Raw genomic sequence first — 25872 nt, 5'->3', positions numbered from 1 at the left:
CCCCTACTTGTCGATGTCCCCGACCACGAAGAACATCGAACCGAGGATGGCGATCAGGTCGGGGACCAGGCAGCCGGGGATGAGCGTCGACAGCGCCTGCACGTTCGCATAGGAGGCGGTCCGCAACTTGAGCCGCCACGGCGTCTTCTCGCCCCGGGACACCAGGTAGTAGCCGTTCACGCCGAGCGGGTTCTCGGTCCACGCGTAGGTGTGGCCCTCCGGCGCCTTGACCACCTTGGGCAGCCGCACGTTGACCGGCCCGCCGATCCGCTCCACCCGGTCGAGGCACTGCTCCACCAGGTCGAGTGAGGCGTACACCTGATCCAGCAGGACCTCGAAGCGGGCGTGGCAGTCACCGGTGTCCCTGGTGACGACCGGGAACTCCACCTGGTCGTAGAAGAGGTACGGCTCGTCCCGTCGTACATCGAAATCGAGACCACTCGCTCGCGCGACCGGACCGGAGGCCCCGAATGCGGCGGCGTCAGCCGCCGAGAGGACGCCGACGCCGACCGTGCGCGCCAGGAAGATGTCGTTCTTGCGGATGATCCGGTCGAGGTCGGGCATCCGCCGCCGGACCGCACCGACCGCCTCACGCGCCCGCCGGGTCCAGCCCGCCGGGATCTCCTCCTTCAGGCCGCCGACCCGGTTGAACATGTAGTGGATGCGGCCGCCGGAGACCTCCTCCATGACCGCCTGGAGCGTCTCCCGTTCCCGGAACGCGTAGAACATCGGCGTGATCGCGCCGATCTCCAGCGGGTAGGAGCCGAGGAACATCAGGTGGTTGAGCACCCGGTTCAGCTCGGCGAGCGCCATCCGCAGCCAGGTCGCGCGCTCCGGGACCTCGATGCCCATGAGCCGTTCGACGGCGAGCACGACGCCGAGCTCGTTGGAGAACGCGGAGAGCCAGTCGTGCCGGTTCGCCAGCATGATGATCTGCCGGTAGTCGCGCACCTCGAACAGCTTCTCGGCGCCGCGGTGCATGTAACCGACGATCGGCTCGCACTCGACGACCCGCTCGCCGTCCAGTTTGAGCTTGAGCCGGAGCACGCCGTGCGTCGACGGGTGCTGCGGACCGATGTTGAGGACCATGTCGGCGGTGTCGAGGCCCGCTCCGGTCCCGACAGTCATCTCCTGCAGGGCGTCTGTCACGGCTGCATGGTCCCACGAATGCTGACGCCGATCTCGTGCCACAGCCACCAGTGCGCGCCCAGCCCATTCGGATCGATCAGCTCGGCGGCGCTTCCGGCCGCGGCGAGCGCGCGCAGATAGGCCGCCGGGTCCGTGCGGGCGAGATCCAGCGGTGGCCGGGCGCCGTCGATCCCGAGAGCTTTCAGCGCCTTGCGCTGACTGACCATTTCGTACGGGAGACCCGCCGCCGTGGCGGCGGAGTCCACGGCCACGTGGGCGGTCACGTCGCAGCTGCCGTCGGGGATCGGGGTGACCTGGCGGCCCTCGCGATACCCGGTGAGCGTCCCGAGGACCGGCCGTTCGTCGCGCCGGTGCCCGTAGTCCACGCAGAGCGCCACACCCCGGCGCACCGAACCGGCCGCGTCGGCCCAGGCGGCGTCCCGGGGCCAGCCGACCTCGATCCGCCCCGGGCCCGGCCACCAGCGGTCCAGCCAGAACCGATCGGCGGCGTCGGCCGGCGCCCCGAGCGTCTCCACCCCGGTGTGCCGGTCCACCAGAACCTTGCGCAGCTCGCCGTGCTCGTCGGTCTCCACCACGTCGATCGGCACGTTGTCCAGCCATTCGGTGGCGACCAGCAGCCCGGTGACGTCCTCCGGGATGTCCCGGCGCCAGGAGATCCGCGGGTCGAGGCCGGGCGGGCGGGGCGCGACCTCGACCGCGACCGGCCGCACCCGTTCCGCGAGGCCGGCCGGCAGCATCGCGAGCATGGTGGTGAGCAGTTCGCCCCGCCCGGCGCCGACGTCGACCAGGTCGACGGACTCCGGCCGGCCGAGGGCGTCGTCCACCCGCCCGAGCAGCCGCAGCAGCGCCCCGGCGAAGAGCGGCGAGGCGTGCACGCTGGTGCGGAAGTGCCCGGCCGGCCCGGCGTGGTCGCGCACGAAGAACCCGTCGCTCCCGTAGAGCGCCGCCCGCATGGCCAGCCGCCACCCGATCCCTGCCACGCGCTCACCCTATGCCGCCCCCGGCCGCCCCCTCCCTCCTCGATCTTGTGAATCCGCACAGAAACGGGGCGCCACAAATCAACAAGATCGCGGCCGGGGGAGGCCGTCTCGCTCGCGGGAGCCCTCCTTCTTCGCGATCTTGTTGATCTGTGCGGGAGCGGGGCGTCGTGAATCAACAAGATCGCGGAGGGCGGAGGGCGGAGGGTGGGGCGGTGCGGTTTGCCACAGGTGGTTGTCACGGGCTTGTTAATTCGGCGCATACTGCACCTCACGACCGGTACCCCGACTCGAGGACTGGATCCACAGATGAACGCTTTGACTGTCGGCGTCGTCGGCGCCGGCCGGGTGGGCGCCGTGCTCGGTGCGGCCCTCGCCGCGGCCGGGCACCGCGTGGTCGCCGCCGCGGCCGTCTCCGCCGCCTCCCGTGAACGCGTCGCCCGCCTGCTGCCCGGCGCCGCCGTCCTGCCCGCCGACGAGGTCGCCCGGGCGGCCGACGACCTGTTGCTGCTGGCCGTACCGGACGACGCCCTCGCCGCCGTGGTGGCCGGCCTGGACCGGACCGGCGCGCTGCGCCCCGGCCAGGTGGTGGCGCACACCTCCGGGGCTCACGGGCTCGCCGTTCTGGGCGATGTGAACGGCATGGCCCTGCATCCCGCGATGACCTTCACGGGCGCGGACACCGACCTGGACCGGCTGCCCGGCATCGCCTGGGGCGTGACGACACGGGACCGGGCGTTCGCGACCCGGCTCGTCGCCGACCTGGGCGGCGTCCCGGAGTGGGTGGCCGAGGACTCCCGGCCGCTCTACCACGCGGCCCTGGCGCACGGCGCGAACCACCTGGTCACGCTCGTGAACGAGGCGGCCGGCCTGCTCCGGTCGGCCGGTGTCGAGCAGCCCGGCCGGGTACTGGAGCCGCTGCTGACCGCGGCACTCGACAACGCCCTGCGGATGGGCGACGCCGCGCTGACCGGCCCGGTCTCCCGGGGCGACGCCGGCACGGTCGCGAAACACCTGGACCGGATGCCCGGCGAGGCCGTCCCGGCTTACCTGGCGATGGCCCGCCGCACCGCGGACCGCGCGATCGCCTCCGGCCGCCTGCGCCCGATCGACGCGACCGCCCTGCTGACCGTCCTGACCGCAGCCGAGGACGCCCTGACCACCCACGCCGTAGGGAGCCCGGCATGACCACGCTCGTCCACGTCCGCGAGGAACTCGCTGCTGAGCTGGAACATGCGCCGGGTGAGATCGCCGTCGTGATGACCATGGGCGCGCTGCACGAGGGCCACCGGCGGCTCATGCGGGTGGCGCGGGAGCGGTCCGCCTTCGTGGTCGTCACGATCTTCGTGAATCCGCTGCAGTTCGGGCCGGGCGAGGACTTCGAGAAATACCCGCGCACCCTCGACGAGGATCTGAGGATCTGCGCCGAGGAGGGCGTCGAGCTGGTGTTCGCGCCGGGCCGCGGGGACGTCTATCCGGGCGGCGCCCCCTCGATCACGATGAATCCGGGGCCGCTCGGCGACATCCTGGAGGGCGCGAGCCGCCCCGGGCACTTCTCCGGCATGCTCACCGTCGTCCAGAAGCTCCTGATGCTGACCCGGGCGGACGTCGCCTTCTTCGGCGAGAAGGATTTCCAGCAGCTCGCGCTGATCCGCCGGATGGTGCGTGACCTGGAGCTGGACGTGGAGATCGTGGGCGTTCCGACCGTACGCGAAAGTGATGGTCTGGCGCTCTCCAGCCGCAACCGTTATCTCTCGCCGGACCACCGCCTCGCCGCGGTGGCGCTCTCTCGCGCTCTGCGCGAGGGCGCCGCGCAGAGCGACCCCGAGGTGGTCCTGGCCGTCGCCCGCAAGATCTTGGCGGAGGAGCCATCGGTACGGGTGGACTACCTCGCCCTGACCGGAGCCGATCTCGGGCCCGCTCCCGAGTCCGGCGAAGCACGCCTGCTGGTGGCCGCGAAGGTCGGCACCACCCGGCTCATCGACAACGTCCCGCTGACGCTCCGGAAGGACGCCTGAATGCTCCGCACCATGCTGAAGTCGAAGATCCACCGCGCCACCGTGACCCAGGCCGACCTGCACTACGTCGGCTCGGTCACGATCGACGAGGACCTGCTCGAGGCGGCCGACCTGATCCCCGGCGAGCAGGTGGCGATCGTCGACGTGACGAACGGGGCGCGCCTGGAGACCTACGTGATCCCGGGCGAGCGCGGCAGCGGCGTGATCGGCATCAACGGCGCGGCGGCGCACCTGGTGCACCCGGGCGACCTCGTCATCCTGATCTCCTACGGGCAGATGTCGACGGCCGAGGCCCGCGAGTACCGGCCGCGGATCGTGCACGTGGACGCGTCCAACAGGATCATCGAGCTGGGCGCCGACCCGGCCGGGGCGGCCGCCGGGATGGCCGATGACCTGGTCCGCGGCGACCTGACCCTGGCGCGCGGCTGAGGCCGGTGGTCCCCGTGTGATTTCCCGGGTTCGCCGCCGGTATCCGTACAGATCGTCATACGATCGATAAATCGGACACCGGCGGCGTTCTGGGGAGGGGTCATGCGACACCGGCGGCGTAGCCGGCGCAGGTCCGGCGTGGCCGCGATGGGCGTGGCGGTGCTGCTCGCGGCCGGGTGCGGCGGCAGCGGCGACATCGACGGGGACCTCACCAACGACTGGGGCGCGATGGCCGCCGCCACCAGCTTCCAGCCGGTCGCCGAGACCTGTCACCTGTCGAACTTCGCCGTCTCCGGGCCCCGGGCCACCTATGAGGAGGTGGACTGCACGGTGCTGCACCGCACCGAGACCGTCTTCGTCGGCGAGTACACCGGCACGGCCGCCGAGTCCGAGGCCCCGCCGCAGGGGTCGTCGATGGCCGGCCGCGAGGCGTACCGGACCTGCGACGGCCGGACCACCGAGTACCTCGGCGGGCCGTGGCGCGAGGCCCGGCTCTGGATCGGCGTGACCAATCCGTCGCCGGCCGCCTGGAGCGGCGGCGCCCGCTGGTTCCGCTGCGAGGTGGTCGAGCTCGACTCGATCGAGGACGACGGCGCCCTCGTGCAGCGCAAGGGCACCCTCCGCGGCGCCCTCAACAGCGCGTCGTCCGGCTTGGAGCTCGGCTGCTACGCGATCGGGCTGGGTTCCTCGGGCGCGATCGACACGATGCCGGCCGCCGACTGCGGGGAGCGGCACAACGCCGAGTTCGTCGGGGTCTGGGAGGCGCCGGCGACGGCGTCGTACCCGAAGGCCGGCTCCAACTGGGACGCCTTCCACGACGGCTGCCGGACCCTGGTGGCGGAGTACGCCGGGGTGCCCGACGACGGCGACCTGCGGTACCGGACCGGCGTGGTGTCGCTGCCCGGCAACGCCGAGGTGTGGGCGCAGGGCGATCACAGCGTGCGCTGCTACCTCTGGCTCGACGGCGCGAAGCTGACCGGCTCGCTCAAGGGCAAGGGGACGAAGGCCCTACCCGTCCAGTACAAGTAACCGTGACCACTGAAGGTGCCCCCGCCGCGCCGGAGCCGAGCGGGCGGAGTGTACTGGGACACATGTCACCTCTCGCGGATCTTCCGGCGCTGCCCCGCCGGCTCGCCGCTGCCGAGCCGGGCTGGACCGAGACCACCGACGTCGTGGTGGTCGGTTCCGGGATCGCCGGTCTGACCGCCGCCCTGCACCTGCGCGAGCAGGGTCTGCACGTCACCGTCGTGACCAAGGTGAACATCGACGACGGCTCCACCCGCTGGGCCCAGGGCGGGATCGCCGCCGTGCTCGACCCGCTGGACACCCCGCAGGCGCACGCGTACGACACCGAGATCGCCGGCGTCGGCCTCTGCGACCCGGAGGCGGTCCGGGTCCTGGTCGAGGAGGGCCCGGCCCGGATCCGGGAGCTGATCCGCCGGGGCGCCGAGTTCGACCGCAACCCGGACGGCTCGCTCATGCTGACCCGGGAGGGCGGCCACCGCGCCGACCGGATCGTGCACGCCGGCGGCGACGCCACCGGCGCCGAGGTGCAGCGTGCCCTGCACGAGGCGGTGCACCGGGACCCGTGGATCCGGCTGGTCGAGCACGCGCTCGTGCTGGACCTGCTGCGCGACGCCGGCGGCCGGGCCTGCGGGCTCACCCTGCACGTGCTCGGCGAGGGCAGCGAGGACGGCGTCGGGGCGATCCTGGCCCGCGCGGTCGTGCTCGCCACCGGCGGGATGGGCCAGATCTACTCGTCCACCACGAACCCGTCGGTCTCCACCGGCGACGGCGTGGCGCTCGCGCTGCGGGCCGGCGCCGAGGTCACCGACATCGAGTTCGTGCAGTTCCACCCCACGTCGTTCGTCTCCGGGGAGGTCAACTCGGTCCAGCGCCCGCTGATCTCGGAGGCGCTTCGCGGCGAGGGCGCCCACCTCGTCGACGAGTCCGGCGAGCGGTTCATGGTCGGGCAGCACGAGCTCGCCGAGCTGGCGCCGCGGGACGTGGTCGCGAAGGGCATCCACCGGGTGCTGCGCGCGACCGGTGCGGACCACGTCTACCTGGACGCCCGGCACCTCGGCGGGAAGTTCCTGGAGCACCGGTTCCCGACCATCATGGCGTCCACCCGGGCCGCCGGCGTGGACCCGGCCACCGAGCTGATCCCGGTCGCCCCGGCCGCCCACTACGCCTCCGGCGGCGTCCGCACCGACCTCGCCGGCCGCACCAGCATCCCGGGCCTGTACGCCTGCGGCGAGGTGGCCTGCACCGGCGTGCACGGCGCCAACCGGCTGGCCAGCAACTCGTTGCTGGAGGGCCTGGTCTTCGCGAAGCGGATCGCCGACGACATCGCCCGCGAGCTGCCCGAGCGGTCCGAGCCGGTGGCCGCCGACGCCGGCCCGGCCTGGGTGGCCGACCCGGCGATCCGCGGCGAGCTGCAGCGGGCCATGACCCGGGGCGCCGGCGTGCTGCGCTCGGCCGACTCGCTCGCCGGCGCCGCCAAGGAGCTGAGCCGGCTCGCCGGCCAGCGGTCCCGGCCGAACACCGCGGCCTGGGAGGCGACGAACCTGCTCACCGTCGCGTCGGTGCTGGTCGCCAACGCGCAGTCGCGCCGGGAGACCCGCGGCTGCCACTGGCGTGAGGACTTCCCGACCGCTGCCGACGAGTGGCGCGGTCACCTGCTGGACGCCGTCGGCCCCGACGGTGACCTGACCCAGAAGTTCGAGGAGATGGCGTGAACCCCGGGATCGATTTCTCCGAGCTGCAGCGGATCGTGCTCACCGCGCTCCTGGAGGACCTCGGCGACCCGCCGCGCGACGTGACCAGCGAGGCCACCATCCCGGCCGACCAGGTGGACACCGCCGAGCTGGTCGCCCGGGCCGACGGCGTGGTGGCCGGGCTGCTCGTGGCGGCCGAGGTCTTCGCGGTCACCTCGCAGGGGCACGCCACGTTCGAGCAGGTCGCGAACGACGGCGACCGGGTGCGCCGGGGCGACGTGCTGGCCCGGATCACCGGACCGACCCGCTCGCTGCTCACCGCCGAGCGCACCGCGCTGAACCTGATCAGCCGGATGTCCGGGGTGGCCACCCACACCCGCCGGTGGGCCGACCGGCTGGAGGGCACCAAGGCGACCGTGCTCGACACCCGCAAGACCACCCCGGGCCTGCGGGTGCTGGAGAAGTACGCGGTCCGGGTCGGCGGCGGCACCAACAAGCGCATGGGCCTCTACGACGTCGCGATGATCAAGGACAACCACAAGCTCGCGGCCGGCAGCATCACGGCGGCGTACCGGCTGGTGCGGGAGACCTTCCCGGACGTGGCGGTGCAGGTCGAGGTGACCACGCTGGAGGAGGCCCGGGAGGCGGTCGCGGCCGGCGCCACGTTCCTGCTCTGCGACAACATGCGCCCGGAGCTGCTCACCGAGGTGGTCGCGGCGGTCGGCGAGCAGACCGAGCTCGAGGCCACCGGGAACCTGACGCTGGAGACGGCGGCGGCGTACGCGGCGACCGGGGTGGACTACCTGTCGGTCGGCGGGCTCACGCACTCGTCGCCGATCCTCGACATCGCGCTGGACCTGCGTCCGCGGTGAGATTCCCACCCCGTACAAATAGGGGTCTTGATTTTGATTCTTAGGGGCCATCGTGCTGCTTTGCATTGACATCGGTAACACCAACACCGTGCTGGCCACCTTCGACGGGGACAAGCTGGTGCACAACTGGCGGATCAAGACCGACGCCGCGTCGACCGCCGACGAGCTGGGGCTGATGTTCCGCGGGCTGCTCGCCGGGGACGCCGTGGAGATCACCGGGGTGGCCGCCTGCTCGACCGTGCCGGCCGCGCTGCGCAACCTGCGCACCATGCTGAAGCGGTACTACGGCGAGGTGCCCAGCGTGATCGTCGAGCCCGGGGTGAAGACCGGTGTGCAGCTCGCGATCGACAACCCCAAGGAGGTCGGCGCCGACCGGGTGGTCAACACGCTCGCGGCGCACGCGCTGTACGGCGGCCCCTCGATCGTCGTCGACTTCGGCACCACCACGAACTTCGACCTGATCAGCGCGAAGGGCGAGTTCCTCGGCGGCGCCTTCGCGCCGGGCATCGAGATCTCCTTCGACGCGCTCGCGGCCCGCGCCGCCCAGCTGCGCAAGGTCGAGCCCACCAAGCCCCGGTCGGTGATCGGCAAGAACACCGTCGAGTGTCTCCAGGCCGGCCTCTACTTCGGGTTCGCCGGGCAGGTCGACCGGATCGTCGAGCGGATGGTCGAGGAGATCGGCCCGGTGAACGCCGTGATCGCCACCGGCGGGCTGGCCTGGCTGGTCAAGGACGAGTGCCGGACGATCACCGCGCACGAGCCGATGATCACGCTGATCGGGCTGCGGATGGTATATGAGCGGAACGTCTGAAGCCCCCTGAGTACGCTTTCCAGGTCTCTCACCCGCACCCACCAGGAAGTCGAGCCGTGACCGAGCAGAACACGCCAGCAGTCGACCCCGCCGAGGACCTTCCCGAGCAGATGCGGGTCCGCCGGGCGAAGCGGGACCGCCTGCTGGCCGATGGCGTGCCGCCGTACCCGGTGACCGTTCCCCGGACCGCCGAGCTCGCGGACATCCGCGCGAAGTACGCCGATCTGCCCACCGACACCGCCAGCGGCGACACCGTCTCGATCACCGGCCGGGTGATCTTCGTGCGCAACGGCGGCAAGCTCTGCTTCGCCACGCTGCGCGCCGGCGACGGCACCGAACTGCAGGCCATGCTCTCGCTCGACAAGGTCGGCGCCGACGCCCTGGACGGCTGGAAGCGCGCCGTCGACCTCGGCGACCTGGTCGGGGTGACCGGTGAGGTGATCACGAGCCGCCGCGGTGAGCTGTCCGTTCTCGCCGACTCCTGGACGATGAGCGCGAAGGCCCTGCGTCCGCTTCCGGTCGCGCACAAGCCGCTCTCCGAGGAGACCCGGGTCCGGCAGCGCTATGTCGATCTCATCGTCCGGCCGCAGGCGCGCGACGTCGTGCGCACTCGTGCCACGGTGGTCCGCAGCCTGCGCGAGTCGCTGTTCAACCGCAATTTCCTCGAGGTCGAAACTCCGATGTTGCAGTTGCTCCACGGCGGCGCCGCGGCCCGTCCGTTTGTGACGCACAGCAACGCACTCGATACCGATCTTTATCTGCGGATCGCCCCGGAACTGTTTTTGAAGCGCGCCGTCGTCGGTGGCATCGAGCGGGTCTTCGAGATCAACCGCAACTTCCGGAATGAGGGCATGGACTCCACGCACTCGCCGGAGTTCGCCATGCTCGAGGCGTATCAGGCGTATGCCGACTACAACGTGATGCAGCAGCAGGTGCGCCAGTGGATTCAGGAGGCCGCGGTCGCCGTCTCCGGTTCGCACGTGGTCACCCACGCCGACGGCACCGAGCTCGACCTGGGCGGCGAGTGGGCCGAGATCACCCTCTTCGGGGCGATCTCCGAGGCGCTCGGCGAGGAGGTCACCATCTCCACCGGCCTGGAGGCGCTCCGGGCGTACGCGGAGAAGGTGCAGCTCGGCGTGGACCCCAAGTGGAGCGCCGGCAAGCTGGCCGAGGAGCTGTTCGAGCACCTCGTGCAGGACAAGCTCCAGGCGCCCACGTTCGTCCGGGACTACCCGGAGGAGACCGCGCCGCTGACCGCCCCGCACCGGACCATTCGCGGCCTGACCGAGAAGTGGGACCTCTACGTCGGCGGATTCGAGCTGGCCACCGCGTACTCCGAGCTCGTCGACCCGGTCATCCAGCGGGAACGGCTCGTCGCGCAGTCGCTGCTCGCAGCCGGCGGCGACGCCGAGGCCATGCAGCTCGACGAGGATTTCCTGCGGGCCATGGAGTACGGAATGCCGCCGTCCGGTGGCATGGGAATGGGAATCGACCGGCTGTTGATGGCGCTCACCGGCCTTGGCATTCGGGAAACGATCCTCTTCCCCCTGGTTCGACCGGAGTAGTCCCGGCATTTATTGCCCCCGCCATTGACGGCCGATACGCCCCTGGCGTTATTGTCTTCCCATTGCTGGGGAGAGAACCTGTGTTCGGGAGGATAACGGCGCGTGGCCAAGCAGATCATTCACAAGCTGGTCGATGACCTCGACAACGGTGACGCCGACGAGACCGTGAAGTTTGCGCTCGACGGCATTCAGTATGAGATCGACCTCTCCGAGAAGAACGCCGCGAAATTGCGGGAGGTCTTCGAGCCCTACCTCAAAGCCGGCAACCGGGTCGCCCGTGGCGGCGTCGTGGTCGGTGGCCGGGCCGCCCGTGGCCGTGGCGGCGCGACCGCCGACCGCGAGCAGAACAAGGCGATCCGCGAGTGGGCCAAGAAGGCGGGGAAGGACATCTCCGACCGGGGCCGGATCCCGCAGGAGATCGTGGACGAGTTCCACGCGAAGGGTCCCGGTCGGGCCTGACGGCCCGATCGGGACCTGGCCTCCGCCTTCGGCTCCGGTCGTGGCTGGGCTCCGGTTGTGGCTGGGCTTCCCGGCTGAAGAGGGCGCGCTGATCATTGATCAGTGCGCCCTCTCGGCGTTCTGTCCCCAAGTTATCCACAGGCGGGTGGCTAGTTGTCCACAGCCTGTGGATCGCCGCGATTTCGCTGTACGCGTACACGTTCGGGTGGGGGAACAGCCGTTGAGCGTGCGAAGTTGGCTAAATCAACGTCGCGGATCGTTTCGAAGGGTCACGAGGACCCAGCGGAGCGCGCAAGCGGCGATAGAGTTAGAGCACGGGCATCACCGATGCCCAGTGCGCTGGCCCCGCCAGTTCATGGGCGCACGGCACGTGAGGAGCACGAGGGCATGTTCGAGCGGTTCACCGACCGAGCGCGACGGGTTGTCGTCCTGGCCCAAGAAGAGGCCCGGATGCTCAACCACAACTACATCGGCACAGAGCACATCCTCCTTGGTCTGATCCACGAAGGAGAGGGCGTCGCCGCGAAGGCTCTCGAGAGCCTCGGCATCTCCCTCGAAGGTGTGCGGCAGCAGGTTGAAGAGATCATCGGCCAGGGCCAGCAGGCGCCGAGCGGGCACATCCCGTTCACGCCGCGGGCCAAGAAGGTTCTGGAGCTCTCGCTGCGCGAGGCGCTCCAGCTCGGCCACAACTACATCGGCACGGAGCACATCCTGCTCGGCCTGATCCGCGAGGGCGAGGGCGTCGCCGCCCAGGTGCTGGTCAAGCTCGGCGCCGACCTCAACCGGGTCCGCCAGCAGGTCATCCAGCTCCTCTCCGGCTACCAGGGCAAGGAGCCGGCCGCCGCCGGCGCCGCCACCGGTGAGGCCGCGCCGTCCACGTCGCTGGTCCTCGACCAGTTCGGCCGCAACCTGACGCAGGCCGCCCGCGAGGGCAAGCTCGACCCGGTCATCGGCCGGGAGAAGGAAATCGAGCGGGTCATGCAGGTGCTGTCCCGGCGCACCAAGAACAATCCGGTCCTGATCGGCGAGCCCGGCGTCGGCAAGACCGCCGTCGTCGAGGGCCTGTCCCAGTCCATCGTCAAGGGCGAGGTGCCCGAGACGCTGAAGGACAAGCAGCTCTACACGCTCGACCTCGGTGCCCTCGTGGCCGGCTCCCGCTACCGCGGTGACTTCGAGGAGCGCCTCAAGAAGGTGCTCAAGGAGATCCGCACCCGGGGCGACATCATCCTGTTCATCGACGAGATCCACACCCTGGTCGGCGCCGGCGCCGCCGAGGGCGCGATCGACGCCGCATCGATCCTCAAGCCGATGCTGGCCCGCGGTGAGCTCCAGACCATCGGTGCGACCACTCTCGACGAATACCGCAAGCACCTGGAGAAGGACGCCGCCCTCGAGCGCCGCTTCCAGCCCATCCAGGTCGGCGAGCCGTCGCTGGCGCACACCATCGAGATCCTCAAGGGCCTGCGGGACCGCTACGAGGCCCACCACCGGATCAGCATCACCGACGCGGCCCTGGTCGCGGCCGCGACGCTGGCCGACCGCTACATCTCGGACCGCTTCCTCCCGGACAAGGCGATCGACCTGATCGACGAGGCCGGCGCACGGATGCGCATCCGCCGGATGACCGCGCCGCCGGACCTCCGCGACTTCGACGAGCGCATCGCCCAGGTGCGGCGCGACAAGGAGTCCGCGATCGACGCGCAGGACTTCGAGCGGGCCGCCCAGCTGCGCGACAAGGAGAAGCAGCTCCTCAACCAGAAGGCGCAGCGGGAGAAGGAGTGGAAGGCCGGCGACCTCGACGTCGTGTCCGAGGTCGACGACGAGCAGATCGCCGAGGTCCTCGGCAACTGGACCGGCATCCCGGTCTACAAGCTGACCGAGGAGGAGACCTCGCGTCTGCTCCGCATGGAGGATGAGCTGCACAAGCGGGTCATCGGCCAGGAAGACGCGGTGCAGGCGGTCTCCAAGGCGATCCGGCGTACCCGGGCCGGCCTGAAGGACCCGAAGCGTCCGAGCGGCTCGTTCATCTTCGCCGGCCCGTCCGGCGTCGGTAAGACCGAGCTCTCCAAGGCGCTCGCCGAGTTCCTCTTCGGCTCCGAGGACGCGCTGATCCAGCTCGACATGTCGGAGTTCCACGACCGCTACACGGTGTCCCGCCTCGTCGGTGCCCCTCCCGGCTACGTCGGCTACGACGAGGGTGGCCAGCTGACCGAGAAGGTCCGCCGCAAGCCGTTCTCCGTGGTCCTCTTCGACGAGATCGAGAAGGCCCACCCGGACGTCTTCAACACGCTGCTGCAGATCCTGGAAGACGGTCGCCTGACCGACGGCCAGGGCCGCATCGTCGACTTCAAGAACACGGTCATCATCCTCACCACCAACCTCGGCACGCGCGACGTGGCGAAGGCGGTGTCGCTGGGCTTCCAGGCCTCCGAGGCCGAGGAGTCGTCCTACGAGCGGATGAAGATCAAGGTCAACGACGAGCTGAAGCAGCACTTCCGCCCGGAGTTCCTGAACCGTATCGACGACACCATCGTCTTCCACCAGCTGCGGGAGAAGGAGATCCTGCAGATCGTGGACATCTTCACGGCCCGCATCGAGGGTCAGCTGAAGAACAAGGACATGGGTCTCGAGCTGACCGACAACGCGAAGAAGTACCTCGCGGCCAAGGGCTTCGACCCGGTCCTCGGCGCCCGCCCGCTGCGCCGGACCATCCAGCGCGAGCTGGAGGACCACCTGTCCGAGCAGATCCTCTTCAACGAGCTGCGCCCCGGCCAGATCGTGGTGGTGGACTGCGAGGGTGACCCGGCGCAGGTCGAGAAGTCGAAGCTGGTCTTCCGTGGGGCTGACCGTGGAGTGTCGGTTCCGGACGCTGTTCCGGCTGACCTCGGGGCTGCTACCACCGAGGAGTAAGCGTCGTCCTTGAGCGGCCCGGTTGCCTTTTGGCAGCCGGGCCGTTTCGTTTGCGCGCTATGTGGGGCGGTTTTGGGCGGGGGATGGCCCACTCCGGGCGGTCAGGCTTGATCCCTGCGTGGGCCATCCCCCGCCCAAAACCTTGCGGCCTTGCGCTTACCGGGGCGGCTGCGGGGGAGGTGACCGGGCCGCTCAAGGTGAGTGGGTCGGGCGCACGGCTGCGATCTCTGCCGGCAGGGGATAGGGAGTTTCCTGCGGCAGGAGGGCGGCTGCCTTCTCCCTTTCGCCGGCGGTCAGGAGGGCTCGGATCTCACGGGCCAGGGGTGTTGCGTCGCTCATCGATGTCGTCCATTCGGACACATAGCGCGGGACTGCCTGAGGGCCCAGGCCCAGCTGCAGGGAACGGTAAGGGAGCTCCCGCAGGTCGAGGTCTCGCTCGGGGTCCCATTGGACTCGGGTGGGAGCCGCTTTCAGATGGGATCGCCACGCCTCCCGGGAATTGTGGAATCGGGAGTTGTAGCTGCTCAGGGCGGCCTGGGAGAGGGCCCATTCGAAGCCTTCGCGGGTGATGGTGATGGCGAGGACTCGCTCCTGGCCGGGCTTCGTGGCCCAGCCGGAGCGGTACATCATCCACAGGAACGACGGTTTGATCCAGGTCATCCGGTCCGGTTTGAAGGGCGGCACGAAACGGCCGGCCGCCAGCGCGGGTTCGGCAATGGACGGGGAGTACGCCTGGTAGACGGTGATCGTCCGGTCGTCGAATCGGGCCCTTACTTGTCGCACGGTGCACATGGTGGCCTGGACGGCCGGGAAATGCGACTGGATATGGGTCAGAGCTGTTGCGGCTCGGGGCGGGCGGTGGCGTCGCCGGGGAGGACGAAATCGTCGGATCCGAAGCGTTCCACCAGGCCGTCCTCGACGAGGCCGGAGAGGGCTCGGGCGCGCTGCACCTCGTCGGACCAGACCAGGTCGAGGCGCCGGCGGGGGACCGGGCCGGTGGCGTGGCGCAGCACCTCGAGGATGAGGCCGCGGACCTGGCGGTCGGTGCCGGCGTACCGCTGCGGCTTGCGGCTCGGCCCCTCGGGCAGGGCCAGGCCGGTCGCCCGCCAGGCGCAGACCGCCTCGAAGGGGCAGTCGGCGCACTTCGGGGAACGCGCGGTGCAGACGATCGCGCCGAGCTCCATGAAGGCGATGCTGGCGCGGGCCGCGGTCGGCACGTCGGCCGGGAGCAGCTCCTCCATCGCCGTCAGGTCGGCCGCCGTGGTGGCCGGGCCGGCGTCCGGCTTGCCCTCGACGGCGCGGCAGACCACCCGGCGGACGTTGGTGTCCACGACCGGGTGACGCTGCCCGTACGCGAAGGTCGCCACGGCGCGGGCCGTGTACGTCCCCACGCCCGGCAGCGCCAGCAGCTGATCGAGGTCGTCGGGGACTCGGCCGCCGTGACGCTCCACGATCGCGGCGGCGCAGGCGTGCAGGCGCATGGCGCGGCGGGGGTATCCGAGCCGGCCCCACATGCGGATCGCCTCGGAGACCGGGTCGGCGGCGAGGGCGGCCGGGGTGGGCCAGCGGGTCATCCAGGAACGCCAGGCCGGTTCGACCCGGACCACCGGGGTCTGCTGGAGCATCACCTCACTGACCAGCACACCCCACGGGGTGGTGTCGGGCTGGCGCCAGGGGAGATCTCGGGCATTCGTGTCGTACCAGGCGATGGCTGCGTCGGCGAGAGTCATAGCCGTTTTACTGTAGGCGGGTGCACGAGCTTGCCATCACCGTCATCGGCCCCGACCGGCCCGGCATCGTCGCCGATGTGGCCGAGGCGCTCGCCGAGGCCGGCGCGAACCTGACCGACTCGACGATGACCCGCCTGCGCGGGCACTTCGCGATGACCCTGATCTGCAACGGGCCGTCGGCTGACGAAGCAGCACACTCACTGGAGCAAATCGGACTTGTCACAACAGTCCACGAGATTTCGCCGGAGAGTGCGGACGCTGCCGCTGGGGAGCCCTACCTCGTCAGCGTGCACGGCGCCGACCGGCTCGGCATCGTCGCCGCGGTCACCCGGGTGGTCGCCGCCGCCGGGGGCAACATCACCGACCTGACGACCCGGCTCACCGGCCCGCTCTACGTGCTGGTGGCCGAGGTGGACCTGCCCGCCGGCAGCGCCGACACGCTCGCCGAGCAGCTCGCCGTGGCGGGCGCCGAGCTGGGCGTCGACGTGACGCTGCGGCGCGCCGAGTCGGAGCTGCTGTGAGCGTGCTGCCGGTCGTCACCGCGCCGGCGGCCGTGCTGGCGACCGCCGCCGAGGAGGTCGACCCGACCGACCCGGCGACCGTCCGGCTCGCCGCCGACCTGGTCGAGACCATGCGGGTCTCACCCGGGTGTGTCGGGCTGGCCGCCCCGCAGGTGGGCGTCGCGGCCCGGGTCTTCTGCGTGGACGTGACCGGCCACCCGAAGGCGGTCACGACGCACGGCACGTTCGTCCTCTGCAACGCGAAGATCGTCGAGGCGAGCCGGTGGCGGCTCGGCCGGGAGGGCTGCATGTCGGTGCCGTCGCTGACCGGCGACGTGAAGCGGGCCACCCGCATCGTCGTGGAGGCGCTCGTCCCCGGTACGGGTGAACCCGTGACGATCACGACCGACGCGTTCGAGGCCCGTGCCCTGCAACACGAGATCGACCACTGTGGAGGCAAGATCTTTCTGGATCGTGTCGCCGGGGCGCACGCCGTCTACCAGCGCAAGATTTATCTCTAACGACTGTTTCGCGAGTTGGTGTCGCATAACCGGCGCGTCGCGTGCGTGCCGTCGGCCGAGCGGGTCTACCGTTGGCGGCATCATGCGTGCGACGGTTGGTCCCCTCTCACCCGGCGTCTACTGGCGTCGGCGTGCTGTCGTGCTGGGCGCGGTGCTGCTCGGCGTCATCGTGTTGTTCTTCTCCTGCTCCGGCGAGGACGACAACGACCCGAAGACCAAGAACGCGTCCTCGCAATATCCGACCCCGGCGCCGGGGACCGAGCCGCCGTCGCCGACGCCCTCCTTCCTGGACAGCGCCCCGGCCGGTGGTGGTCCCGCGCTGCCCGACCCGGCCGACCTGCTCACCACCGACCCGGTCGACCCGGCCGAGCAGCTGCTGCCGACCACCACGCCTCCGGCCGCCGCGACCACGGCCGCCGTGCCGCCCGCCGGGACCGACGGCGGTGACGGTGGCGCCTGCGCCGACGCCGAGATGTCGGTGACGCCGATCCCGGCGCAGACCACCGTGAAGCGCGGCGTGCCGCTCGAGATCCGATTGAAGATCAAGAACATCGGTACGCGTACCTGCACCCGTGACGTCGGCCCCGAGCCGCAGGAGCTCTACCTCGGACAGGGCGCCACCACGATCTGGTCGTCGGACAAGTGCAGCACCGCGACCGGCAGCGACGTCCGGGCGTTCGCCCCGGGCGCCGAGCGTGAATACCAGGTGACCTGGAACGGCAAGCAGTCCACGCAGTGCGCCGGCAACCAGCCGTCCGGCCCGGTGCCGGCCGCCGGCGACTACGAGCTCCGTGGCCGCCTGGGCGAGCTGCTCAGCGCGCCGGTCGCCGTGAAGATCGCCGCCTGACGCTCTTGGTCGCTGCTCTCGAGCTCTACCTGGACGTCGACGCCACCCGGCGGATCCGTACGCTCTGGCGCGCCCTGGAGGACGAGGGCATCCCGAGCCTCGGCTCCCTGCACGCCCGGCACCGGCCGCACGTCTCGCTGGCCGCCGCCCACCGCATCGACCCGGAGGCCGTGGCGTCGGCGCTCGACGGCGTGCCGGTCGGCCGGGGGCTCACGCTGAGCATGGACTTCGCCGGGCAGTTCGTGGGACGGGTGCTCTGGCTCGGCGTGACCGTCACCGGCCCGCTCCTCGACCACCACCGGATGGTGCACGACCGGCTCGGCGAGCGCGGGATCGAGGTGTGGGAGCACTACCGGCCGGGCCGGTGGGTGCCGCACTGCACGGTCTCGCTGCGGGTGCCGAACCCGGTCATGGGGCAGGCGGTGCGGCGATGCCTGGAGATGCTCCCGCTGTCGGCCACCGTCGTCGGCGCGGCCGTGGCGGACCACGCCAACGACGTGTTCCGGCCACTTTGAGTAACCAAGTGATCTAGGTCACGACCTAGACGTAGCGCTCCAGGATCGACGCCTCGGCGAGACGGGACAGGCCCTCCCGGACGCCGCGCGCCCGGGCGTCGCCGACCCCCTCGACCGCCTGGAGATCCTCCACCGTGGCGCCCAGCAGCCGCTGGAGGCTGCCGAAGTGGTCGACCAGCCGGTCGACGATCTGGGCCGGCAGCCGGGGAACCTTGGCGAGCAACCGGAAACCGCGCGGCGAGACGGCGGCGTCGAGCGCGTCCGACGCGCCGGGGTAGCCGATCGCCTTCGCCACGGCCACCAGGTCGATCATCTCGGTGGCGGTCAGCAGGTCGAGCTCGACCAGGGCCTCGTCGAGGGTGCGGGCCTTGCGGCCGGCCGGGAGGTAGTCGCGGATGACCAGGGTGCGGTCGGCGTCCACACCGGCCATCAGCTCGTCGAGCTGGAGGGCGAGCAGGCGGCCGTCGGTGCCGAGCTCGACGACGTAACCCGAGATCTCGTCGGCGATACGGCGGACCATCTCGAGACGCTGCACCACGGCGACGGCGTCCCGGACGGTCACCAGGTCTTCGATCTCCAGGGCGGAGAGGGTGCCGGAGACCTCGTCGAGGCGGAGCTTGTAGCGCTCCAGGGTGGCGAGCGCCTGGTTGGCCCGGGAGAGGATGGCGGCCGAGTCGTCGAGGACGTGGCGCTGACCATTCACGTAGAGGCCGATGATGTGCATCGACTGGCTCACCGAGATCACCGGGAAGCCGGTCTGCTTGGCGACCCGCTCGGCGGTGCGGTGCCGGGTGCCGGACTCCTCGGAGTGGATCGAGGGGTCGGGCATGAGGTGCACGGCGGCCCGGACGATGCGGGTGCCGTCGCTGGACATCACGACCGCGCCGTCCATCTTGCACAGCTCGCGCAGCCGGGTCGCGGAGAACTCCACGTCGAGCGGGAAGCCGCCGGTGCAGATGCTCTCGACGACCGGGTCGTGGCCGAGCACGATGAGCGCGCCGGTGCGGCCGCGGAGGATGCGCTCGAGGCCGTCGCGCAGCGCCGTGCCCGGCGCCATGAGGGCCAGGTTGGCGCGCAGCGGATCGCTGGCGCCGCCGGTCAGGCCGGCACCGGCCGCGGGTGTCAACGCGCGCCCGTTGACGCCGGGTCGCGGCGTTGAACTGGCGGCGGGCTTGGAACCATCGCGGTCGAGCGGCACCTGGACATTCTACGGACTGTCATCCAGGCCAACGAGGCGTGGTTCGATGAATGCTCCGTAGCGTGATGAATCGTCACCATGAGTCACCGGGAGCCGTGGGCGGCGGCGGCCTTGGCGGCGCTCTGCAACGCCGAGCGCAGATCGCCCACCTCGACCACCTCCATGCTCTTGGGCACGCCGCTCGTCGCCTCCGGACCGCAGCCCGGCGGCACCAGCGCGACCCGGAAACCGAGCCGGGCCGCCTCGGCGAGCCGCCGGCCGACCGCGCCGACCCGGCGGATCTCACCGGTCAGGCCGACCTCGCCGATCGCCACGAGGGTCGGCGGCATCGCGAGGTCGAGGCCGCCGGACGCGACGGCCAGCGCCATCGCGAGGTCGGCCGACGGCTCGGTGAGCCGGATGCCGCCGACGGTCGCCGCGAAGACCTCGCGGTTGGAGAGCTTGAGCTGCTTGGTGCGGCGCTCGAGGACGGCCAGGACCATCGCGAGGCGGGCGCCGTCGAGGCCGGAGACGGTCCGCCGGGGCGAACCCTGCACCTCGGCGCCGATCAGCGCCTGCACCTCGGTGACGAGGGCGCGGCGGCCCTCCATCGCGACCGTGACGCAGGTGCCGGGGACGGGCTCGAGGTAGCGCGTGAGGAAGAGGCCGGACGGGTCGGGCAGGCTCGTGATGCCGCCCTCGTGCATCTCGAAGCAGCCCACCTCGTCGGCGGCGCCGAACCGGTTCTTCACGCCGCGGACCAGGCGCAGCGACGAGTGCTTGTCGCCCTCGAAGTGGAGCACCACGTCGACCAGGTGCTCGAGGACGCGGGGGCCGGCGACCTGACCGTCCTTGGTCACGTGGCCGACCAGGACGGTCGCGATGCCGCGCTCCTTGGCGATCGAGACGAGGGCCGCGGTCACGGCGCGGACCTGGGTCACGCCGCCGGGCACGCCCTCGGTGCCGGGGGCGGAGACGGTCTGCACCGAGTCGAGCACGAGCAGGCCGGGCTTCACCGCGTCGAGGTGGCCGATCACGGTGCCCAGATCGTTCTCGGCGGCGAGGTAGAGGTGGTCGTGCAGGGCGCCGAGCCGCTCGGCCCGCAACCGGACCTGGCTCACCGACTCTTCGCCGCTGACCACGAGCGACGGTGTGCCGGCGCCGGCCGCCCACTGCTGGGCGACGTCGAGCAGGAGGGTGGACTTGCCGACGCCGGGCTCGCCGGCCAGCAGCACCACGGCGCCCGGGACCAGGCCGCCGCCGAGGACCCGGTCGAGCTCGCCGACCCCGGTCGCGACGGCACGAGCCGGCGCGGCGCTGATCTGGGCGATCGGCCGGGCCGGCTCGGACGGCATGCGGGAACTGACGACCCGGCCGGAGACCAGGGGCGCGGAGACCGTGGACTCGATGATCGAGCCCCACTCGCCGCACTCCGGACACTTGCCGACCCACTTGGGCGGCTGGTGGCCGCAGGCGTCACAGACGTAGGAGGCGCGAGGAGCCTTGGCGGCCGCGCGGGAGGTCGTCACCCGAGAAAACTAGCTCAGGGGTACGACAACTCCGCTCAGTGCTCGGAGTCCTCGTCCAGGTGGGGCTCCTCGCGCGGGCCCGGAGTGAGCGGGTTCGCCACCGGCGCCGCGACCTCCATGGCCGGGGAGCCGTCGCTGAACTCGAAGAGCAGGTTCACCGAGGTGCCCGGCGGAAGCTCCTCGCTCAGGCCGATGACCTGGAGCTGCGCGGCGTCGGCCGGGCGGAACAGGGCGGAACCCTGCGCACCGAGCTTCACCTCGGCCGGCGCGACCTCGGCGTCCGGCACGGCCGGGGCGGTCGGGCCGTCGGAGGCGACCGGCGCCGAGGGCTTCCCGGAGCCGGAGGGCGCGACCGGGCTCACGGCGCCGCTGGGCGCCGCCTCGTCCGGCTCGCCGGGCGCCGACGCGGAGCCGTGCGCCGACGGCGTCTCGGCCGGGGCGCCGGACGGCGCGGGCGCGCTGCTGCCGGCCACGCCGGTGACGATGCCGACCCGGCTCGCCGAGACGACCTGCGGCTCCTCGGTCGGCTTCGCGCTGATCGTGACGGTGATCGGGTTGTCGGTCTGGTTGTAGAGGCTCAGCTCGAGCGGAGCGTTCGACCCCGCCGCGTAGCCCTCGACACCCGGGTACTCCACCTGCAGGTTGCGGATGTAGACGCTGCCGCTGACGGTCTCCGTGTCGACACCGCCGATGGGCGTGTCCAGGATGGCGGTCTCGGCGACCTGACCGGCCGAGCATCCGGCCAGCGCCAGGACGGCGACCGTGGCGGCACCCGCGGCCCGAACGGCGCGACGGGTTCCCAGGGGACGCATCACGATCCTCCAAATAGAGACACCAAGGTGTTAGATCAGCCTAATGGGCGGCGATCGGCCGCGTGCGCCGACCCATCCATCCGGTGCCGGAGACGATGACAAAAAGATCAACTGAGCACCAACAGCACAACGTCCATCAGAGCCACCACCATCACCGCCCGGAACAGCGCCACCGGCCGGCCGCGGGCGCGCTTCGACCCGTACGCCCCAAGGAGAAGGACCACGACGGAGGCCGCGGCCGCCGCCCAGCCGGACCACGACGGCGGCCCGGGCGGCCCGAAGACCAGCGTGAGCGTCGCGGCCAGCAGGAGCACCGCCGCGGCCACCTGCGAACCCCGCTCGCCGATCCGGTGCGGAAGGCCACGGACCCCGGTCGCGGCGTCGTCGGCGAGATCCGGGAGCACGTTGGCGAAGTGCGCGCCGCCGCCCAGCAGCGCACCCGCCAGCACGAGCCAGGCCGGCGGCGCGGGATTGCCCGGCAGCGACACCACGACGAACGCCGGCAGCAGGCCGAACGCCACGAGATAGGGCACCACCGAGAACGCCGTCGATTTCAGCGGCCAGTCGTAGAGCAGCGCGAACACCCCGACCAGGGAGATCACGACGGTGGGCGCGGCGCCGAGCGCCAGCGCCGGCAGGGGGATGGCGAGCGCCGCGATCAAACCCGAGACCCCCACGGTACGACGGGAGACCGCACCGGAGGCGACCGGTTTGTCCCGGCGACCGGCGCGGAGGTCCCGGTCGGCGTCCAGCCAGTCGTTCACCCAGCCGACCGCCAGCTGGGTCGCGGCCACCGCGAGGATCACCGCGACGAGACGCCACCCGCGATGGCCGACCCCCACGGCGAGCAGCGCCATCGCGAGGGTCACCGCGCCGCCCGGCTCCGGATGCGACGCCCGGAGCAATGCGAGTGCACGGGACATGACTCGCAGTGTGGTGGATCCGGCGTTCCCGTGCCAGGCTCGATCGCATGCTGTCGATGCAGCGCAACGACCCCCGCCAGTACGACGACCTCGCCGCCGAGTGGTGGCGGCCCGCCGGCGACTTCGAGCTCCTGCACTGGCTCGCCGCGGCCCGCGCGGCGCTCATCCCGCCCGCCGCCGAGCCCGGGCGGATCCTGCTGGACGCCGGCTGCGGCGGAGGGCTGCTCGCCCCGCACGTCTCGGCCAAGGGCTACCGGCACGTCGGCGTCGACCTCGGCGCCCTCGGCCTCTCGCTCGCGTCGGAGCAGGGCATGACCGTGCTCAACGGCGACGTGACCAGGCTGCCGCTGCGCTCCGGCAGCGCCGACGTGGTGGTGGCCGGGGAGATCCTCGAGCACGTCACCGACCTGCCCGGGACGGTGGCCGAGCTGTCCCGGGTGCTGCGGCCGGGCGGGCTCATCGTGCTCGACACGGTGAACGACACCGGGCTGAGCCGGCTCATCACGGTGACGCTCGGGGAGCGGCTCGGCATCGCCCCTGTCGGCCTGCACGACCCCGATCTCTTCGTGCCGCCGGCGAAGCTGATCGCCGAGTTCGCGAAGCACGGCGTGACGGTCCGGATCCGCGGTGTCCGGCCGACGATCTCCGGCTTGTTCAAGTGGCTGGTGTTACGCAGGGGATCCGCGGGAAGGATCGTTCCGGCGTTCTCCGACGCCGTTCTCTATCAAGGGGTGGGTACTCGGCATGATCGATGAGGCTCGCCGGCTCGCGCCGCGGTTCGCCGCCCGCGCAGCCGCGACCGACCGGGACGGCACGTTCCCGGCCGACGATTTCGCCGACCTCCGGGACGCCGGGTTCTTCGGCTTGATGGTCCCGTCCCGGCTGGGTGGCGCGGGCGCCGGCTTCGCGGAGTACGCCGAGGTGGCGTACGAGCTGGCCCGGGGCAACGGCGCCACCGCACTGGTCTTCAACATGCACGCCTCGGTGACCGGCGCGCTCGGCGGGATCAGCGACGGCCTGGCCGACGCGCTCGGTCTGCCGGCCGAGGCGCTCGAGGCCCGCGACGAGCACCTCAAGGCGGCGGCCGGCGGCAGCTGGTACGCGGTCGCCATGAGCGAGCGCGGCGCCGGCTCCCGGCTGTCCCGGCTCACCACCTCCTACACGGCGGTGGACGGCGGATACCGGATCACCGGCTCGAAGACGTTCTGCTCGGGGGCCGGGCACGCGGACGCGTACCTGGTGGCCGCCCGCAGCGCCGCCGATCCCACCCAGGTCTCGCAGTTCCTGGTCCCGGCCGGCGACGGCCTGCGCGTCGAGCAGACCTGGGACTCGCTCGGCATGCGCGCCACCGGCTCGCACGACCTGCACATCGACGCGACGGTCCCGGCGTCGGCGCTGCTCGGCGGCATGGAGGGGCTCGCCCTGGTGGCCGTGCAGCTGGCCCCGCACTGGATGGTCGCCAGCTACGCGGCCGTCTACGTGGGCGTGGCCCGGGCCGCCGTGGACGCGGCCGTCGCCACCCTCAACGAGCGCGGCCTCGGCCACCTCCCGGCCGTCCGGGCCCGGATCGGCCGGGCCGACGCCGCCGTGGCCGCCGCCCAGCTGGCGGTCCGGGAAGCGGCCCGCCGGGTCGACGAGGCGCCCGGCGAACCCGAGACGAACCGCTGGGTGTGGCGGGCGAAGCTGCTGGCCGGCACGACCGCGGCCGAGGTCGCCGCGTCGATGCTGGAGGCGGCGGGCACGTCGGCGATGCGGCGCGGGCATCCGCTGGAACGGCTCTATCGAGATGCGCGGGCCGGATCGCTCCAGCCCGCCACGAGCGACGTCTGCGCCGACTGGCTCGGCATCGACGCGCTCGGCGGCGACCCCGACTCCGACGGCGTGGCCCCGCGGTGGTGACCGCGGTGATCAGCGGCCTGGGAGTCGCCCTCCCACCGTCGGCCGCGCAGGACGACCTCTGGGAGGGCTACTTCTCCCAGCACTACACCGGCGCGCGGCGGGCGCTGGCGAAACGGATCTTCGCGAACTCCGGGGTGCGTACCCGGCAGGCCGTGGTCAGCCCGATGATCGAGGACGTCTCCGGGTGGTCCACCGAGCGCCGGATGCGCCGATACCAGGTCGAGGCCATCCCGCTCGGCAAGGCCGCGGTCGGCCGGGCCCTCGCCGACGCCGGTGTCGCCGCCGACGAGCTCGGGCTCTTCGCGGTCTGCTCGTGCACCGGATACGCGACTCCCGGCCTGGACATCCTGCTGGCCCGGGACATGGGCATGGCGCCGACCGTGCAGCGCCTCTTCGTCGGGCACATGGGCTGCTACGCCGCCCTGCCCGGCCTCGGCACGGTCAGCGACTTCGTGGTGGCCCGCGGCCGGCCCGCACTGCTTCTCTGCGCCGAGCTGACCAGCCTCCACCTTCAGCCGACCGGCACCCGCACCGACATCCAGCAGATCGTCTCGCACGCGCTCTTCGCGGACGCGGCGGCCGCGTGCGTGGTCACCCCTTCCGCCTCCGGCGGTCTCGGGTACGAGGTGAGCGAGCTCGCTGCGATCACCGACACGACCACTGCCGACCACATGACGTGGGAGGTGACCGACGCCGGTTTCCGGATGGGCCTCTCCCCGCAGGTGCCCGCCGTGCTCTCGACGCACGTCCGGGGACTCGTCGACGACGTGCTGGCCCGGCGCGGGCTGACCGTCGCCGACGTGGACGGCTGGGCGGTCCACCCGGGCGGCCCGAAGATCCTCGACGTGGTGCAGGAGCGGCTCGAACTCGACGACGCGGCACTGGCGGCGTCCCGCGAGGTGCTGGCCACGTACGGAAACTGCTCCTCGCCGACCGTGCTCCTGGTCCTCGATGCGCTGCGCCGCCGGAAAGATCCACCGCGGCGGATCGTCATGCTTGCGTTTGGTCCTGGGCTCACGCTCTATGTCACTCTTCTGGAGGGCCTTACTCTCGGAGCGTGAGCGCGGAACGGGGCCGCGGGGCCGTATTGCACCTGACGACGGTGTTCATCCTGGTATTGGGCGCCGTCTGGTGGTGGCGTGCCGCCCCGCGCGAGCCCGCCGACGACCGGCTGCTCGGCTGGCAGCGGACCGCCGAGCAGCTGCTGCCCGAGTCCGGTGAGCAGCAGATGTCGAACACCCTCGCGCTCGCCGACGGCGACGGGCACGAGGAGGTCGCCGAGGTCGGCGGGGGCGAGTTCCTGGTGTCGGTGGTCTGCGCCGGGGTGGACGGCAGCCGGGTGCGGGTCAGCCTCGGCGCCGGGGAGACCGGAAGGGGGATGCGGTGCTCGGGCTCGCGGACCCCGGAGGTGTTCAGTGTCGGGCTGGCCAGTGAGCTGCATCTGCGGGTGAGCGTGGAGGCGGCCGGGCCGGTGGTGTTCCGGTATACGCTCCAGCGTCTGAATTGGTAGTT

Annotated in this window: 26 protein-coding genes; 18 read left to right on the top strand and 8 right to left on the bottom strand. The window is 71.6% G+C overall.

Annotation, left to right across the window (positions count from 1 at the left end; genetic code table 11):
* Nucleotides 1-3: 3 nt before the first annotated feature.
* Nucleotides 4-1128, bottom strand: a complete 1125-nt coding sequence (locus AB0G10_RS23115; RefSeq protein ID WP_360926426.1) for an NADH-quinone oxidoreductase subunit D — start codon at nt 1126-1128, stop codon at nt 4-6.
* Between the two features lie 17 nt (nt 1129-1145).
* Entirely contained in the window at nt 1146-2102 is a 957-nt protein-coding gene (locus AB0G10_RS23110) for an SAM-dependent methyltransferase (RefSeq protein ID WP_360926423.1), read from the bottom strand.
* Nucleotides 2103-2435: 333 nt separating this feature from the next.
* Between AB0G10_RS23110 and AB0G10_RS23105 the strand changes: the two genes are divergently transcribed.
* The 10 genes from AB0G10_RS23105 (at nt 2436) to AB0G10_RS23060 (ending at nt 13907) form a co-directional block, all read left to right on the top strand.
* The gene (locus AB0G10_RS23105) at nt 2436-3314 is read left to right on the top strand and encodes a Rossmann-like and DUF2520 domain-containing protein (RefSeq protein ID WP_360925221.1); all 879 of its coding nucleotides are present in this window, start codon (nt 2436-2438) and stop codon (nt 3312-3314) included.
* Nucleotides 3311-4144, top strand: a complete 834-nt coding sequence (gene panC / locus AB0G10_RS23100; RefSeq protein ID WP_360925219.1) for a pantoate--beta-alanine ligase — start codon at nt 3311-3313, stop codon at nt 4142-4144. The genes AB0G10_RS23105 and panC overlap by 4 nt, the downstream gene beginning before the upstream one ends.
* Nucleotides 4145-4573: an aspartate 1-decarboxylase gene (gene panD, locus AB0G10_RS23095; protein ID WP_360925216.1), complete on the top strand. Its 429-nt coding sequence runs from the start codon at nt 4145-4147 to the stop codon at nt 4571-4573.
* Nucleotides 4574-4675: 102 nt separating this feature from the next.
* On the top strand, nt 4676-5602 hold the full coding sequence (locus AB0G10_RS23090; protein WP_360925214.1) for a septum formation family protein: 927 nt from the start codon (nt 4676-4678) through the stop codon (nt 5600-5602).
* 62 nt (nt 5603-5664) lie between these two features.
* Nucleotides 5665-7311 carry an L-aspartate oxidase gene (locus tag AB0G10_RS23085; protein ID WP_360925211.1) on the top strand — a complete coding sequence of 549 codons (1647 nt, stop codon included), beginning with the start codon at nt 5665-5667 and terminating at the stop codon, nt 7309-7311.
* Nucleotides 7308-8162, top strand: coding sequence for a carboxylating nicotinate-nucleotide diphosphorylase (gene nadC / locus AB0G10_RS23080; RefSeq protein WP_360925208.1), 855 nt, complete (start codon nt 7308-7310; stop codon nt 8160-8162). Before AB0G10_RS23085 ends, nadC begins: the two co-directional genes overlap by 4 nt.
* Nucleotides 8163-8214: 52 nt before the next feature.
* Nucleotides 8215-8973, top strand: a complete 759-nt coding sequence (locus AB0G10_RS23075; RefSeq protein WP_360925206.1) for a type III pantothenate kinase — start codon at nt 8215-8217, stop codon at nt 8971-8973.
* Nucleotides 8974-9029: 56 nt separating this feature from the next.
* Entirely contained in the window at nt 9030-10538 is a 1509-nt protein-coding gene (gene lysS, locus AB0G10_RS23070) for a lysine--tRNA ligase (RefSeq protein WP_360925203.1), read from the top strand.
* A 102-nt stretch (nt 10539-10640) separates the two neighbouring features.
* Nucleotides 10641-10997, top strand: a complete 357-nt coding sequence (locus tag AB0G10_RS23065) for an Lsr2 family protein (protein WP_127543788.1) — start codon at nt 10641-10643, stop codon at nt 10995-10997.
* Nucleotides 10998-11384: 387 nt separating this feature from the next.
* Complete coding sequence (locus AB0G10_RS23060) at nt 11385-13907, top strand: ATP-dependent Clp protease ATP-binding subunit (protein WP_360925200.1); 2523 nt, start codon at nt 11385-11387, stop codon at nt 13905-13907.
* A 192-nt stretch (nt 13908-14099) separates the two neighbouring features.
* On the opposite strand, the gene AB0G10_RS23055 is transcribed toward AB0G10_RS23060, so the two are convergent.
* Both AB0G10_RS23055 and AB0G10_RS23050 read right to left on the bottom strand, forming a co-directional pair.
* Complete coding sequence (locus tag AB0G10_RS23055; RefSeq protein WP_360925197.1) at nt 14100-14699, bottom strand: DUF4291 domain-containing protein; 600 nt, start codon at nt 14697-14699, stop codon at nt 14100-14102.
* Nucleotides 14700-14737: 38 nt separating this feature from the next.
* On the bottom strand, nt 14738-15637 hold the full coding sequence (locus AB0G10_RS23050) for an A/G-specific adenine glycosylase (RefSeq protein ID WP_360925194.1): 900 nt from the start codon (nt 15635-15637) through the stop codon (nt 14738-14740).
* Between the two features lie 20 nt (nt 15638-15657).
* Between AB0G10_RS23050 and AB0G10_RS23045 the strand changes: the two genes are divergently transcribed.
* From AB0G10_RS23045 to AB0G10_RS23030, 4 genes are all read left to right on the top strand, one after another.
* Nucleotides 15658-16158 carry an ACT domain-containing protein gene (locus tag AB0G10_RS23045; RefSeq protein WP_360925191.1) on the top strand — a complete coding sequence of 167 codons (501 nt, stop codon included), beginning with the start codon at nt 15658-15660 and terminating at the stop codon, nt 16156-16158.
* Complete coding sequence (def, locus tag AB0G10_RS23040) at nt 16155-16658, top strand: peptide deformylase (RefSeq protein ID WP_360925188.1); 504 nt, start codon at nt 16155-16157, stop codon at nt 16656-16658. The genes AB0G10_RS23045 and def overlap by 4 nt, the downstream gene beginning before the upstream one ends.
* Nucleotides 16659-16740: 82 nt before the next feature.
* Nucleotides 16741-17505, top strand: a complete 765-nt coding sequence (locus AB0G10_RS23035) for an adhesin (protein ID WP_360925185.1) — start codon at nt 16741-16743, stop codon at nt 17503-17505.
* Between the two features lie 5 nt (nt 17506-17510).
* On the top strand, nt 17511-18020 hold the full coding sequence (locus AB0G10_RS23030; RefSeq protein WP_360925182.1) for a 2'-5' RNA ligase family protein: 510 nt from the start codon (nt 17511-17513) through the stop codon (nt 18018-18020).
* A 25-nt stretch (nt 18021-18045) separates the two neighbouring features.
* Here AB0G10_RS23030 and disA read toward each other — a convergent pair whose 3' ends face one another.
* The 4 genes from disA to AB0G10_RS23010 form a co-directional block, all read right to left on the bottom strand.
* Nucleotides 18046-19218 carry a DNA integrity scanning diadenylate cyclase DisA gene (gene disA / locus AB0G10_RS23025; RefSeq protein WP_360925179.1) on the bottom strand — a complete coding sequence of 391 codons (1173 nt, stop codon included), beginning with the start codon at nt 19216-19218 and terminating at the stop codon, nt 18046-18048.
* An 83-nt stretch (nt 19219-19301) separates the two neighbouring features.
* Nucleotides 19302-20726 carry a DNA repair protein RadA gene (gene radA / locus AB0G10_RS23020; protein ID WP_360925176.1) on the bottom strand — a complete coding sequence of 475 codons (1425 nt, stop codon included), beginning with the start codon at nt 20724-20726 and terminating at the stop codon, nt 19302-19304.
* Nucleotides 20727-20761: 35 nt separating this feature from the next.
* Complete coding sequence (locus AB0G10_RS23015; protein ID WP_360925173.1) at nt 20762-21538, bottom strand: hypothetical protein; 777 nt, start codon at nt 21536-21538, stop codon at nt 20762-20764.
* Nucleotides 21539-21645: 107 nt separating this feature from the next.
* On the bottom strand, nt 21646-22461 hold the full coding sequence (locus tag AB0G10_RS23010) for a UbiA family prenyltransferase (protein ID WP_360925170.1): 816 nt from the start codon (nt 22459-22461) through the stop codon (nt 21646-21648).
* Nucleotides 22462-22508: 47 nt separating this feature from the next.
* Here AB0G10_RS23010 and AB0G10_RS23005 point away from each other — a divergent pair, with 47 nt between their 5' ends.
* The 4 genes from AB0G10_RS23005 to AB0G10_RS22990 are packed head-to-tail and all read left to right on the top strand — an operon-like array spanning nt 22509 to nt 25870.
* Nucleotides 22509-23216, top strand: a complete 708-nt coding sequence (locus AB0G10_RS23005; protein WP_360925167.1) for a methyltransferase domain-containing protein — start codon at nt 22509-22511, stop codon at nt 23214-23216.
* On the top strand, nt 23206-24360 hold the full coding sequence (locus AB0G10_RS23000; RefSeq protein ID WP_360925164.1) for an acyl-CoA dehydrogenase family protein: 1155 nt from the start codon (nt 23206-23208) through the stop codon (nt 24358-24360). Before AB0G10_RS23005 ends, AB0G10_RS23000 begins: the two co-directional genes overlap by 11 nt.
* Nucleotides 24354-25421, top strand: a complete 1068-nt coding sequence (locus AB0G10_RS22995; protein ID WP_360925161.1) for a type III polyketide synthase — start codon at nt 24354-24356, stop codon at nt 25419-25421. The genes AB0G10_RS23000 and AB0G10_RS22995 overlap by 7 nt, the downstream gene beginning before the upstream one ends.
* The gene (locus AB0G10_RS22990) at nt 25418-25870 is read left to right on the top strand and encodes a DUF6023 family protein (RefSeq protein WP_360925158.1); all 453 of its coding nucleotides are present in this window, start codon (nt 25418-25420) and stop codon (nt 25868-25870) included. Before AB0G10_RS22995 ends, AB0G10_RS22990 begins: the two co-directional genes overlap by 4 nt.
* The last annotated feature ends 2 nt before the right edge of the window (nt 25871-25872 follow it).

It is taken from the genome of Actinoplanes sp. NPDC023714, assembly GCF_040639855.1.
GTDB lineage: Bacteria > Actinomycetota > Actinomycetes > Mycobacteriales > Micromonosporaceae > Actinoplanes.
The sequence above is the reverse complement of the archived record's forward strand: the minus strand, read 5'-3'. Positions and strand labels throughout refer to the sequence as shown.

What these genes read in the sequence shown, in the direction of transcription:
- panD (WP_360925216.1), top strand. Translation starts at nt 4,145, where the DNA reads ATGCTCCGCACCATGCTGAAGTCGAAGATCCACCGCGCCACCGTGACC.
- AB0G10_RS23110 (WP_360926423.1), bottom strand. Translation starts at nt 2,102, where the DNA reads ATGCGGGCGGCGCTCTACGGGAGCGACGGGTTCTTCGTGCGCGACCAC.
- AB0G10_RS23035 (WP_360925185.1), top strand. Translation starts at nt 16,741, where the DNA reads ATGCGTGCGACGGTTGGTCCCCTCTCACCCGGCGTCTACTGGCGTCGG.
- AB0G10_RS23105 (WP_360925221.1), top strand. Translation starts at nt 2,436, where the DNA reads ATGAACGCTTTGACTGTCGGCGTCGTCGGCGCCGGCCGGGTGGGCGCC.
- AB0G10_RS23010 (WP_360925170.1), bottom strand. Translation starts at nt 22,461, where the DNA reads ATGTCCCGTGCACTCGCATTGCTCCGGGCGTCGCATCCGGAGCCGGGC.
- AB0G10_RS23115 (WP_360926426.1), bottom strand. Translation starts at nt 1,128, where the DNA reads ATGACTGTCGGGACCGGAGCGGGCCTCGACACCGCCGACATGGTCCTC.
- AB0G10_RS23060 (WP_360925200.1), top strand. Translation starts at nt 11,385, where the DNA reads ATGTTCGAGCGGTTCACCGACCGAGCGCGACGGGTTGTCGTCCTGGCC.
- AB0G10_RS23050 (WP_360925194.1), bottom strand. Translation starts at nt 15,637, where the DNA reads ATGACTCTCGCCGACGCAGCCATCGCCTGGTACGACACGAATGCCCGA.
- AB0G10_RS23005 (WP_360925167.1), top strand. Translation starts at nt 22,509, where the DNA reads ATGCTGTCGATGCAGCGCAACGACCCCCGCCAGTACGACGACCTCGCC.
- AB0G10_RS23000 (WP_360925164.1), top strand. Translation starts at nt 23,206, where the DNA reads ATGATCGATGAGGCTCGCCGGCTCGCGCCGCGGTTCGCCGCCCGCGCA.
- AB0G10_RS23015 (WP_360925173.1), bottom strand. Translation starts at nt 21,538, where the DNA reads ATGCGTCCCCTGGGAACCCGTCGCGCCGTTCGGGCCGCGGGTGCCGCC.
- panC (WP_360925219.1), top strand. Translation starts at nt 3,311, where the DNA reads ATGACCACGCTCGTCCACGTCCGCGAGGAACTCGCTGCTGAGCTGGAA.
- AB0G10_RS23090 (WP_360925214.1), top strand. Translation starts at nt 4,676, where the DNA reads ATGCGACACCGGCGGCGTAGCCGGCGCAGGTCCGGCGTGGCCGCGATG.
- AB0G10_RS23055 (WP_360925197.1), bottom strand. Translation starts at nt 14,699, where the DNA reads ATGTGCACCGTGCGACAAGTAAGGGCCCGATTCGACGACCGGACGATC.
- AB0G10_RS23085 (WP_360925211.1), top strand. Translation starts at nt 5,665, where the DNA reads ATGTCACCTCTCGCGGATCTTCCGGCGCTGCCCCGCCGGCTCGCCGCT.